This window comes from Pseudomonas sp. PA-4-8C (assembly GCF_021606625.1).
GTDB classification, from domain to species: domain Bacteria; phylum Pseudomonadota; class Gammaproteobacteria; order Pseudomonadales; family Pseudomonadaceae; genus Aquipseudomonas; species Aquipseudomonas lactis.
Genome location: NZ_WKCD01000030.1, coordinates 26,307 through 37,937, shown reverse-complemented (window position 1 = coordinate 37,937; position 11,631 = coordinate 26,307). Strand labels below are relative to the sequence as shown.

Genomic DNA, 11,631 nt, shown 5'->3' with positions numbered 1-11,631 from the left:
GCGATGAACTGTGCAGCACTGACCCCACGGGTAGGGTCCATGCGCATGTCGAGGGGGCCGTCGTTCATGAAGCTGAAGCCGCGCTCCGGGTCATCGAGCTGCGGCGAAGACACGCCCAGGTCGAGCAGAACCCCGGCCACCTTGCCCGCCATGCCGCGCTCGGCAACTTCGGCGCCCAGCTCGGCAAAGCTGCGCTGCACAACGACAAAGCGGCCGTCTTCGGCCGCTAGCGCTTGCCCGGTGGCAATCGCTTGAGGATCTTTGTCGAACCCGAGGAGTTTGCCGTCGGACCCGAGCTGGCTGAGTATCAACCGGCTATGCCCGCCCCTGCCGAATGTGCCATCGACATAGCAGCCATCGGCACGTACGGCGAGAGCCTCAACGGCTTCGTCAAGCAGTACGGTGATGTGGTTAAAGCCGCTATCAATAGTCACAGGATCAAATCACGCAGTTCATCAGGCATGGCGCCCGGTTGTTGAATAGCAGCCAGGTCCGCTGCAGACACAGCATCCCAGGCATCTTCGTCCCACAATTGGAACTTGTTCAGTTGGCCTACCAGCATTGCGCGCTTGTCCAGCTTGGCGTACTCGCGCAGTCGCGGAGGCACCAGGAAACGACCACTGCCATCGAGTTCAAGGTCGACGGCATTACCGATCAGCAAACGCTGAAGGCGGCGGTTTTCTTCTCGCAATGAAGGCAGCGCGCGCAACTTGGTTTCAATCAACTCCCACTCGTCGAGGGGGTAAACACACAAACAGGGGTCAACGGCGTCAATCGTGATGATTAACTGCCCTGAACTTCGCGAAATGAGCTCGTCACGATACCGGCTCGGCATGGCGAGACGGCCTTTTGCATCGAGACTGATAGCGTTAGCTCCGCGAAACACAGATGCGTTTCTCCAAATTTTAGCGTTTTACGTTCAAAAAACCCACTTTGTGCCACTTTCCGCCACTTGCGCACACTATAGGAATGCGCCCACCACACCGTCAAGGCGCGTATTCAAGGAAAAGCCTTACAGAACGGAGATTTAGGAAGGTAAAGGGAGGAGAAACGAGAGTTTTGCGATGTTTTTGACTCAACAACAGCAAACAGCTCAAAGAGCTAGGGCTTAAAGTTAAAGTGTTTTATTAAGAGTAAGATTTTTTTGGTATTACGAAGATGCATCTGCCAATGATTTGGCAGGGAGGGATTCTTGCGTTACTACCGGGTTTGCGCACGAGATTCGAACGCAAGGAGAAAAGGTGGAGAGTCGATCTGTAAGCCGGGTTCTGTCTTGAACAGTCATTCGTCTACGATGGCCATCACTGGACATCTTTAGCAACCTACCCGGTCCCAGCGCGGGCCACGCCTTGGGACCCTATTTGGTCTTGCTCCAAGTGGGGTTTACCTAGCCACGAACTGTTGCCAGTCGTGCGGTGCGCTCTTACCGCACCTTTTCACCCTTACCGGCACCGAAGTGCTTAGGCGGTTATTTTCTGTGGCACTTTCCGTAGGCTCACGCCTCCCAGGCATTACCTGGCACTTCGCCCTATGGAGCCCGGACTTTCCTCCCCCCCCTAATTTTCATAGAGGGCAGCGACTGTCCAATCGACTCTCCGCCGCGAAGGTTAACGGCACGGCGGCTTGAGGACAAGTATTAAAAGTGCAGCATTGCCATCACGTTCAGACGAAATACAGTTTTGGCCCCGGAACTATTCGGCCTTCTGTTTATCGAGCGCGACCTGATACAACACATTCTTGCGCACCCCGGTAATTTCGGCAGCCAAGGCGGCGGCGCGCTTGAGTGGCATTTCCTTGAGCAACAAATCGAGGACGCGCATGGCCTCGCTGCCCACCGCGTCTTCATTCTCCGGCGCGGTCCAGCCGGCTACCAGCACCACGCATTCGCCGCGCTGCTGATTGCTGTCGCCCTCGACAAACGCCCGCAACGCCTCAAGCGGCAGCCCCTTGAGGGTTTCGAAGGTCTTGGTCAACTCCCGGGCCAGCAAGGCCAGGCGCTCGCCGCCAAACACCAGCTCCATGTCTTGCAGGCATTCAAGAATGCGATGCGGGGCCTCATAGAAGATCAAGGTGCGCGGTTCTTCTTTAAGTGCCTGCAGACGCGCCCGACGCCCTACAGCCTTGGCGGGCAGGAAGCCTTCGAAGATAAAGCGGTCCGAGGGCAACCCGGCGGCCGATAATGCAGCAATCAGCGCGCAGGCTCCTGGAACAGGCACTACATTGATACCAGCGGCGCGCGCCTGGCGGACCAGGTGGTAACCAGGGTCGGAAATCAGCGGCGTGCCCGCGTCGGAAATCAGTGCGACGTCATCACCCGCCAAAAGGCGCGTGATGAAGCGGCTACCCTCTTCACGTTCGTTGTGTTCGTGGCAGGCCGCTAATGGCGTGCTGATACCAAAATGCTGCATCAACCGTTGGGAGTGCCGCGTGTCTTCTGCCGCGATCAATTTCACCTCGCGCAACACTTTCAGCGCCCGGGCACTGATGTCGTCCAGGTTGCCAATGGGCGTCGCCACCACAAAAAGCGAGCCAGCAGTGGAATTCAAAGGACCTGGAGCAGTCAAAGCGCACACCTCGATGGTTGGCAAAAGTCACATTGTAGCGCGTAGAAGCCTTGAAAATATGCCATCACGGCCGATGCCGTTTCAGCCACCGTCAGCTACTGGCAACATTTGCACGACCTAAATCCACGGTTTAACGCCATGAACATCGCGCCTGGGCCAGTGCTTGGGTACACTTCCACGCTAATTTGATCGGTATCAGGAACACTTACATGATCGCTTGCCTGCGGCTGCTCTCCGCCCTCTGCCTCGCTGCCTTGCTGGCCGCTTGCGCCAGTTCGCCCTCCTCCAGTCTTGGCGAACTGCCACGCACGCCCGATGCCAGTATCGAGCAACTGCTCGAACAGGCGACGAACGCCAAGACGCCAGAAAAAGCCGCGTTGCTGCGCCTGAGCGCGGCAGACCTGGCCTACCAGCAGAACAATCCCGGCCGCTCCTCGCAGATCCTTGCGCAAGTGCCCCTGGATGCCCTGAAGCCAGCCGCGCAAGTATTTGCCAGCACCCTGGCCGCAGAACTGGCAATGGGCCGCAACCAGCCCAAGGCGGCCTTGGCAGCGCTGAACCACCCCAGCCTGCAAAGCCTGAAGGAACTGCCGACCGACCAGCAGATCCGCACCGGCACCGTGCATGCACGCGCCTATGAAGCCGACGGCCAGACCCTCGCCGCCGCTCGCGAGCGCGTGGCCATGGCGCCCCTGCTGACGGGCGAGGCTGCCAGCAGCAACCACGAAGCCATTTGGGTATTGATTGCCGCGCTGCCAGCCGAACAGCTGCAAGCCACCGGCAACCCGACACTCGATGGTTGGATCACCCTGGCCCAGGCGGTCAAGGGCGCCGGTACGCTGGAGCAACAACAAGCCGCCATCGACACCTGGCGCGCGCAGAACCCGGGCCACCCGGCGGCGGTGCAACTGCCAGCGCCGCTGACCAAGCTCAAGGAACTGGCCAGCCAGCCCCTGAACAAGATCGCCCTGCTGCTGCCCCAGGAAGGCCCGCTGGCCGCTGTGGGCAAAGCGCTGCGCGAAGGCTTCATGGCGGCTCACTACCAGGCTGAGCAAGCCGGGCAAAAGCCACCGGTTATCGAGTTCTATGACAGCTCGCGCCTGACCTCCCTCGACGACTTCTACGCCAAGGCCCAGGCCGCCGGCGTGCAACTGGTGGTCGGCCCGCTGGAAAAACCGCTGGTCAAGCAACTCAGCGCACGCCCGCAGTTGCCGATCACCACCCTGGCCCTGAACTACAGCGAGACCGATCAAGGCCCGGCGCAGCTGTTCCAGTTCGGCCTGGCCGCTGAAGACGAAGCCCGCGAAGTATCGCGCCGCGCGCGTGCCGATGGCCTGCATCGCGCCGCCGCCATGGTGCCCCGTGGCGAATGGGGTGAGCGCGTCTACAAGGCGTTCCGCCAGGATTGGGAAGCCAATGGTGGCACCGTCATGGGCGTGGAATATGTCGATCAGCCTGTGGCCCTGGCCCAGCAGATCGCCGATCTGTTCCAACTGCGCAAGAGCGAAGGCCGCGCCAAGAGCCTGCAAAGCACGGTCGGCACCGACGTGGCCGCCCAGCCTTCGCGTCGCCAGGACATCGAGTTCATCTTCCTGGCCGTCACGCCGCAACTGGCCCAGCAGATCAAACCGACCCTGAACTTCCAATACGCCGGCGATGTGCCGGTGTACGCGACCTCTCACGTGTTCAGTGCCAGCGGTGACCGCAACCAGTACCTGGACATGACCAATGTGATGTTCTGCGAAACCCCTTGGCTGCTTAACACCACCGACCCGCTGCGCAACCAGGTCGCCGCACAATGGCCGCAAGCCAATGGCAGCCTGGGCCGCCTCTACGCGATGGGCGTGGATGCCTACCGCCTGGCGCCACGCCTGGGCCAGCTCAAGGCACTGCCGGACACTCGTGTCGACGGCCTCTCGGGCAACCTGGGCATCAGCGCCAACCAGCGCGTCGATCGCCAGATGCCGTGGGCGAAGTTCGTCGGCGGCGACATTCAGCGGCTGCCTGATACCCCACGCTGATGCCCGAGCGGTCCAGCGCACAAAGCGGCAAGGATGCCGAACTGCATGCACTCAATTACCTGCAACAACAGGGTCTGCGCCTTCTGGCGCAGAACTGGTTATGTAAACGCGGCGAGCTTGATCTGGTCATGCTTGACGGCGATACAGTAGTATTCGTCGAAGTCCGCTACAGAAAACACGCACAATGGGGTGGCGCGCTCGCCAGTATCGACGGGCGCAAGCGTCAAAAGCTGATACTCGCTGCGCAGTTTTTTCTGCAAAAAGAGCATCGCTGGGCTGACTGCCCATGCCGTTTCGATGTGGTTGCCATGGAAAGCACCCCGTCAGGCACAGCTGATCTGACCTGGCTCAAAAATGCCTTCGACAGCTGATTCGCCGGGCACCTTCACCACTCATTTTTGCTCTTTGCTTTGCGGGCTGCACATTACCTGTGCCAAACAGCCGCGCTACTTAAGGTCACACAGATGGACATGCAATCCCGAATTCGCCAGCTTTTCCAGGCCAGCATCGACACCAAGCAACAGGCGATGGACGTACTTGCACCGCACATCGAGCAAGCCAGCCAGGTGATGGTCAATGCCTTGCTCAACGAAGGCAAAATGCTCTCGTGCGGCAACGGCGGTTCGGCCGGCGATGCCCAGCATTTTTCCTCCGAGCTGCTCAACCGCTTCGAACGCGAGCGCCCGAGCCTGCCGGCTATTGCCTTGACCACCGATTCGTCGACGATCACTTCGATTGCCAACGACTACAGCTACAACGAAATCTTCTCCAAGCAGATCCGCGCCCTCGGCCAGCCCGGCGATGTGTTGCTGGCGATTTCCACCAGCGGCAACTCGGCCAATATTATTCAAGCGATCCAGGCCGCACATGATCGCGAAATGATTGTCGTAGCCTTGACCGGTCGCGACGGCGGCGGCATGGCGTCGCTGCTGTTGCCAGAGGACGTGGAGATTCGCGTCCCGGCCAATGTCACTGCACGTATCCAAGAAGTTCATCTGCTGGCGATCCACTGCCTGTGCGATCTGATCGACAGCCAACTGTTCGGGAGTGAAGAATGACCGTTAATCGCCTCAGTCTTTTGGCCATCACGCTGTGCGTCGCCATCAGCGGCTGCAGCTCGGCTATCACCGCTACACGGGACACCCCTATCCAGGACGACCGGGGCACACGCACCTTCGGCAGCACCATTGATGATTCGCTGATCGAAACCAAGGTGAAGGTCAACGTCGCCAAGGCCGCTACCGACCTGGGCAACGGTGCCTCGCGCATTGTAGTGACCAGCTTCAATGGCGTGGTCCTGCTGGCAGGCCAAACGCCCCGCGCCGATCTCAAGGCCCAGGCCGAGCAAGCCGCCGCCGGCGTGCAACGCGTCAAGAAGGTCCACAACGAACTGCAGGTCATGGACCCGATCACCCTGCTGGCCATCAGCAACGATGCCCTGCTGACCACCAAGATCAAGGCCCAGATGCTGACCGACAGTGCGGTGCCTGGTTCGCGGATCAAGATCGTCACCGACAACGGCATCGTCTACATGATGGGCCTGCTGACCCAGGCCGAAGCCACCCGCGCCGCCAACCTGGTGCAGGGCGTGTCGGGCGTACAGAAGATTGTGAAGGTGTTCGAATACATCGACTGATGTAGATCGAAGGTGCCTGATCGTTCCCACGCTCTGCGTGGGAACGCATCCCGTGACGCTCCGCGTCACCGCACACGCTTCAGCTTTTGCGCCAAGAGTAGGACGCGGAGCGTCCGAGCGGGCATTCCCACGCAGAGCGTGGGAACGATCAAAACACGCAGCCACTAAAAAGGGCGCCGTGCATTGACTGCACGGCGCCCTTTTAGTGCCCAGGGTTTACTGGTATTGCTGGTACGGGTTGCCCTGGAACTGGTTGTTCTGCTGTGGCGCCTGCTGCTGGCCCGCAGGTTGGCCGTATTGCTGGCCAGGGATCGGGCCGAGGTTGACCTCGACACGACGGTTCTGGGCACGGCCGTTCACATCGCCGTTGCTGGCAATCGGGTTATCCGGGCCGGCACCGCGTGCGCTCAGGTTGGCACCGTTGACGCCTTGGGAGGTCAGGTAGTTGGCCACGCTCTGCGCACGGCGCTGGGACAGGTCCATGTTCAGTTGACGGCTACCGGTGCTGTCAGTGTAGCCAACGATCTGGATGGTGTTCTGGTTGAACTGCTTGAGGGAGTTGGCCAGGTTGTTCAGCGGCTGGTAGAAGCTGCTGGAGATCGCGTCCGAGTTGGTGGCGAAGGTAATGTTACCCGGCATGATCAGCTTGATCTGGTCACCCTGGCGCTGCACCTCAACCCCGGTGTTGGCCATGCTTTCACGCAGTTTTTTCTCTTGCTGGTCGGCGTAGTAGCCATAACCTGCCGCACCGGCACCCGCAACCACCGCGCCAATCAGCGCGCCCTTGCCACGGTTGTTATGGTCGATGGCCGCACCGGCCAATGCGCCAGCCAGCGCACCGAGGCCGCCGTATTTGGCGGTTTTGCTCATGCCGCTTTCGGAACCATTGCTGGCCTGTCCCTGGCTGCCGTCATAAGGGTTAGGTGAGGCGCAGCCAGACAACAGGGCTACGGCGGTAGCGACAACAAGCAGACGACGCGGAGTGAACATGAAGGAAGCTCCTACTTTTGCATTCTGTGATGCAGAGGACATTGGCAATGGACCTGTGCCGAGTTTGGAACGCGACAAACGGTAAAAATTCCGTGGAGGGGTGCGTAAAGCATAGCTGTCTTTGGCTTGGGTCTGTGCCTGTGTGTCTGTACCGGCTTGTATCAGAGCCGACAACCCATCACGCACGCACGAAAGGATTCTCCCGCATCTCATCGCCCAGCAACGTATCCGGCCCATGCCCAGTGACCACCGTCGCGCCTTCATCCAGCGTATACAGGCGCTGCTTGATCGACCGCACAATCGTCGCCTGGTCGCCGCCCCATAAATCCGTACGTCCTACCCCGCGACGAAACAAGGTATCGCCGGCGATCAACAGCTTGGCGTCGGCAAACCAGAAACTCATCGAGCCCGGTGTATGCCCAGGAGTATGCAAGGCTACGCCACAACCGCAGGCAAGTTCTTCGTCATGCTCCAGCCAGCGATCCGGAGACGGCACCGGGACGTAGGGCACGCGAAACATCTGGCATTGCATTTCCAGGTTGTCCCACAGAAATTGATCCTCTTTGTGCAGGTGCAGCGTGGCGCCGGTCTTTTCTTTCAATTGCCCGGAGGCCAGGAAATGATCAAGGTGAGCATGGGTGTGGATAATGCTCACCACCTTCAGGCCCAGTGCATCAAGGCGCGCCAGGATCAACTCGTGATTGCCGCCAGGGTCGACTACGATGGCTTTTTTAGTGATCAGGTCGCCAATGATGGTGCAGTTGCACTGCAACGGGCCGACGGGAAAGGTTTCGCGAATCAACGGTTGTTTTTCAATAGTCATGGGTGTCCTGCAAGCTCTCTGGCGCGTTCCAAGTGCAGTATGGTGTAGCTTGCCTCTGCGCGGGAAGGCGTCGATTGCGCGATCTATCCGCTGCTAAGCTACACACGCGCCATTGAAATCCCCCGCTGCAGTCAGTCGCATTTGGAGCAACACCCATGGCGAATCAACAGATCATCTGCGAACACTGCGACTGCGTGTACGAGAAAGTCACGCTCGCCAAACATCAGAAAGCCCTGTGCGTACGTTGCTCGGGCGTGCTGCAGCGCTATAACGGCCTGTCGGTGCAACAACGTCTGGCCCTGACGGTGACTGCCGCAGTGCTGTGGACCTTTGCCAACTTTTACCCGGTGATGAGCATCAGCCTGCAAGGCTTGAAAAACAGCGCCACCCTCTGGGACTCAGTGGTTGCACTGAGCCTGGGGCCAATCACGTTCATTGCACTGGTGGCAGCGATCTCCATTATTATCGCCCCGGTGTTTCAGCTAGCGTTGCTGATCTGGGTGCTGAGTTTCGCCTTGGCCGGCCGGCGCTCGCCAGCGTTCAAGCTGTGCATGCGCTGGCTCGAAGCGCTCAGGCCTTGGAGCATGCTGGAGGTGTGCCTGCTGGGCGCGATGGTCGCGGTGTTCAAGCTGGCCGGCATGCTGGATGTGATCCCTGGCACCGGCCTGTTTGCCTTGGCCGCCCTGAGCCTGTTGCTGATCCGCATTGCCGGGCGCGATGTGCGTGACCTGTGGGACACCGTATGAATTCACCGCCCACCGCTCGCGAGCTGAACCTGTGCCTGTGCCACACCTGCGGCCAGCCCTGCGACATGCGCCTTGAACCCACCGAGTGCGAGCGCTGTGGCGCCGCGCTGCATCGGCGCAAGGTGCAGTCCCTGACCCGAACCTGGGCCTACATGCTCACCGCCCTCGCCTTTTATGTCCCGGCCAATTTATTGCCAGTGATGAACACCACCATGCTCGGCTCGGGCGCAGACAGCACCATCATGAGCGGCGTGCTGGAGTTCTGGCAGCATGGCGCCTGGGACATTGCGCTGATCATTTTCATCGCCAGCATTGCCGTGCCGGGCATCAAGTTCTTGTCGCTGGGGCTGCTGCTGGTCACCGTGCAGCGCAATAGCCAGTGGGCGCGCAAGGAGCGTTCGAAGCTGTTTCGGTTTATCGAACTGATCGGCTACTGGTCGATGCTCGATGTCATCGTGGTCGCCCTGGTGGCCGCGCTGGTGAAGTTTCAAGCCCTGGGCACGATCGAACCGCGCCTGGGTATTCTGTTTTTTGGCCTGGTGGTCGTGTTTACGATGCTCGCGGCCATGAGCTTTGATCCCCGGCTAATCTGGGAAAACCCACCTAACGAGGAGACCTCGGATGAGCTCATCCAAGGCTGACACCCCTGCGGGGCAACCCGTGATCAAGACGCGTCGTTTCAGCGTTTCGCTGGTCTGGATCGTGCCGATTGTCGCCGTGCTGGTGGGGATCTCGCTGGTGATCCACAGCGTCATGCAACAAGGGCCGACCATCGTCCTCAACTTCAAGACCGGCAGCGGGCTGGTTGCCAACAAAACCGAGGTCAAATACCGCAACGTGGTGATCGGCCAGGTAACCGCCGTGGCCCTGAGTGATGACCAGAAAAGCGTCAACGCCACCGTCGAGCTGGTCAAACAGGCCGAAAGCTTCACCCGCGAAGATTCGAAATTCTGGGTGGTGCGCCCGCGCATTGGCGCAGGCGGCGTGTCGGGCATCGACACGTTGTTGTCCGGCGACTACATCGGCGCAGACATCGGCCAGTCCGAGACCCGCGCCAAGCACTTTACCGGCTTGGAAAACCCGCCGCCCATCACTTACGGCGAGCCGGGCAAGCGCTTCACCCTGCACACCCAGGCTCTGGGCTCCCTGGACATCGGCTCGCCGGTCTATTACCGCAAAATCCCGGTGGGCCAGGTGGTGGCCTATGAGCTGGACAACGAGGGCAAGGGCGTGAATGTCGAGATCTTCGTGCATGCGCCCAATGATGTGTACATCACTGAGAACACGCGGTTCTGGAACGCCAGTGGCGTCGACTTGAGCGTTGGCGCCAATGGCTTCGCGCTGAAAACCGAATCCTTGTCGTCCATGTTGATGGGTGGGATCGCCTTCCAGGCGCCGCCCTACAACCCCAATGACAAACCGGCCGAAGAAAGTCGCAGCTTTGAGTTGTTCGAAGACCAGCAAAGCGCCCTCGCCCCACCCAACGGCAAGGGCCAATACATGGTCCTGCGTTTCGATCAGGCTCTGCGCGGGCTGAAAGTCGACGCACCGGTGGAGTTCCTTGGCGTGGAGTTCGGCAGGGTTGTATCGATCAACCTGGATTTCGATGCGAAGAAACGCACCTTCCCGGTCAATGTCGGCATCGTGATCTACCCGCAACTGCTCGGCGAGGCCCACACCAAGCTGCTCAAGGCCATGAACAATAACCCTGACGATGAGGCCGCCGGCGTACGCCTGATTGGTACCTTCATCGAAAACGGCCTGCGCGCCCAGGCCCGCAGCGGCAACTTGCTGACTGGCCAGCTGTACATCGCCCTGGACTTCTACCCCAAGGCCGAGAAAGTCGCGTTCGACCCGAACCAGCGACCCGTGGGCATCCCCACCATCCCGGGCAACCTGGAACAACTGCAAGAGAAGTTCGAAGGCATCGTCAACAAGATCAGCCAACTGCCTGTCGAGCGCATTGCCGGCAACCTCGATGCCAGCCTGGTCGAACTGCGCAAGGGCCTGGCGCAATTCAACGCCAAGACACTGCCGGGTGTGCAGACGACCTTGGCCGACGTGAGCAAGACCCTGCAATCGGCCAGTTCAACCCTGGCCGAAGACTCGCCGCAGCGTGAACAACTGACCCAGACCCTCGACGAGTTGGGACGCATGTCGCGCTCCCTGCGCGAGCTTTCGGATTACCTGGGCCGGCATCCGGAGTCGCTGATTCGCGGCCGCCCCGATAATGCCGCACCGACGGACCTGCAAGGGCCACCCCGCAAATGACCATTGGAGCCGCCATGACATTGCCGTTGAAGATCACGTTGCTGAGCGCCCTGTTGCTGCTCGGTGCCTGTCGCAGTGAACCCATCGCCTTTCATACCCTGACCCCCGCGCACTTGAGCCCGAGTACGCGAGCAGAGGCCGGCGGTGTACGCATTGAGAGCATCAGCGTGCCGCCCCAGGTCGACCGCGCGCAGATAGTGATCCGCCAGGGCGACAGCGGCCTGGCGATTCTTGAAACCCAATGGTGGGCCGCCACCCTCGCCGATGAACTGAGGAGCGCTTTGGTCGATCAGTTGGCCAACAGCAATGCCCGGCAAGCCGTGGCGTTGCGCGTGGACGTGCAGCGCTTTGACTCGGTACCGGGGCAGTACGCGTTGCTCGATGTGCGCTGGCGCCTGAGGCAAATCAATGGCGACCGTCCGGCGTTGACCTGCCGCACCACTTTGCAGTCGCCTGCCGGGCCGAGCATCGACGAACTGGTGGTGGCGCACCAGAACAACCTCAAGCGGTTCGCGGCGCTGATCAATCAGACCGTCGACACTTCACTCAAGGGCTGCCCGACCGCGCCTTGAGCCACGGG

The 11,631-nt window shown here is 60.3% G+C and carries 13 protein-coding genes and 1 other RNA gene; 8 read left to right on the top strand and 6 right to left on the bottom strand.

Going from position 1 to position 11,631, the window contains the following annotated elements:
- From rsmH to rsmI, 4 genes are all read right to left on the bottom strand, one after another.
- A partial coding sequence (gene rsmH, locus GIW04_RS08130) for a 16S rRNA (cytosine(1402)-N(4))-methyltransferase RsmH (RefSeq protein WP_442962791.1) occupies nt 1–434 on the bottom strand: 434 nt, incomplete at its 3' end.
- The gene (gene mraZ / locus GIW04_RS08125; protein ID WP_003171868.1) at nt 431–886 is read right to left on the bottom strand and encodes a division/cell wall cluster transcriptional repressor MraZ; all 456 of its coding nucleotides are present in this window, start codon (nt 884–886) and stop codon (nt 431–433) included. The genes rsmH and mraZ, both read right to left, overlap by 4 nt.
- A 355-nt stretch (nt 887–1,241) precedes the next feature.
- Nucleotides 1,242–1,595, bottom strand: an RNA gene (gene rnpB / locus GIW04_RS08120) — RNase P RNA component class A.
- 96 nt (nt 1,596–1,691) lie between these two features.
- Entirely contained in the window at nt 1,692–2,564 is an 873-nt protein-coding gene (gene rsmI / locus GIW04_RS08115; protein ID WP_032897619.1) for a 16S rRNA (cytidine(1402)-2'-O)-methyltransferase, read from the bottom strand.
- Nucleotides 2,565–2,773: 209 nt separating this feature from the next.
- On the opposite strand from rsmI, the gene GIW04_RS08110 reads away from it, so the two are divergent.
- From GIW04_RS08110 to GIW04_RS08095, 4 genes are all read left to right on the top strand, one after another.
- A complete protein-coding gene (locus tag GIW04_RS08110) occupies nt 2,774–4,585 on the top strand; it encodes a penicillin-binding protein activator (RefSeq protein WP_003188658.1) in 1,812 nt (603 codons plus the stop codon).
- Entirely contained in the window at nt 4,585–4,956 is a 372-nt protein-coding gene (locus GIW04_RS08105) for a YraN family protein (protein ID WP_003188656.1), read from the top strand. The genes GIW04_RS08110 and GIW04_RS08105 overlap by 1 nt, the downstream gene beginning before the upstream one ends.
- A gap of 93 nt (nt 4,957–5,049) precedes the next feature.
- Nucleotides 5,050–5,643, top strand: a complete 594-nt coding sequence (locus GIW04_RS08100) for a phosphoheptose isomerase (RefSeq protein WP_007904374.1) — start codon at nt 5,050–5,052, stop codon at nt 5,641–5,643.
- Nucleotides 5,640–6,221 (top strand): BON domain-containing protein, encoded by a 582-nt coding sequence (locus GIW04_RS08095; RefSeq protein WP_003188655.1) that lies wholly within the window; start codon nt 5,640–5,642, stop codon nt 6,219–6,221. Before GIW04_RS08100 ends, GIW04_RS08095 begins: the two co-directional genes overlap by 4 nt.
- Before the next feature lie 216 nt (nt 6,222–6,437).
- Here GIW04_RS08095 and GIW04_RS08090 read toward each other — a convergent pair whose 3' ends face one another.
- Nucleotides 6,438–7,211 (bottom strand): OmpA family lipoprotein, encoded by a 774-nt coding sequence (locus GIW04_RS08090; RefSeq protein WP_003188654.1) that lies wholly within the window; start codon nt 7,209–7,211, stop codon nt 6,438–6,440.
- A gap of 178 nt (nt 7,212–7,389) precedes the next feature.
- The gene (locus tag GIW04_RS08085; RefSeq protein WP_120248671.1) at nt 7,390–8,034 is read right to left on the bottom strand and encodes an MBL fold metallo-hydrolase; all 645 of its coding nucleotides are present in this window, start codon (nt 8,032–8,034) and stop codon (nt 7,390–7,392) included.
- 155 nt (nt 8,035–8,189) lie between these two features.
- Here GIW04_RS08085 and GIW04_RS08080 point away from each other — a divergent pair, with 155 nt between their 5' ends.
- From GIW04_RS08080 to GIW04_RS08065, 4 genes are read left to right on the top strand one after another with little or no spacing between them, the layout of a single operon-like run.
- Nucleotides 8,190–8,780 carry a paraquat-inducible protein A gene (locus GIW04_RS08080; RefSeq protein ID WP_034134888.1) on the top strand — a complete coding sequence of 197 codons (591 nt, stop codon included), beginning with the start codon at nt 8,190–8,192 and terminating at the stop codon, nt 8,778–8,780.
- Complete coding sequence (locus GIW04_RS08075) at nt 8,777–9,421, top strand: paraquat-inducible protein A (RefSeq protein WP_034134887.1); 645 nt, start codon at nt 8,777–8,779, stop codon at nt 9,419–9,421. Before GIW04_RS08080 ends, GIW04_RS08075 begins: the two co-directional genes overlap by 4 nt.
- A complete protein-coding gene (locus tag GIW04_RS08070; RefSeq protein WP_014716962.1) occupies nt 9,402–11,051 on the top strand; it encodes a PqiB family protein in 1,650 nt (549 codons plus the stop codon). Before GIW04_RS08075 ends, GIW04_RS08070 begins: the two co-directional genes overlap by 20 nt.
- A gap of 14 nt (nt 11,052–11,065) precedes the next feature.
- Nucleotides 11,066–11,623 (top strand): PqiC family protein, encoded by a 558-nt coding sequence (locus GIW04_RS08065; RefSeq protein WP_120248670.1) that lies wholly within the window; start codon nt 11,066–11,068, stop codon nt 11,621–11,623.
- Nucleotides 11,624–11,631: the final 8 nt, after the last annotated feature.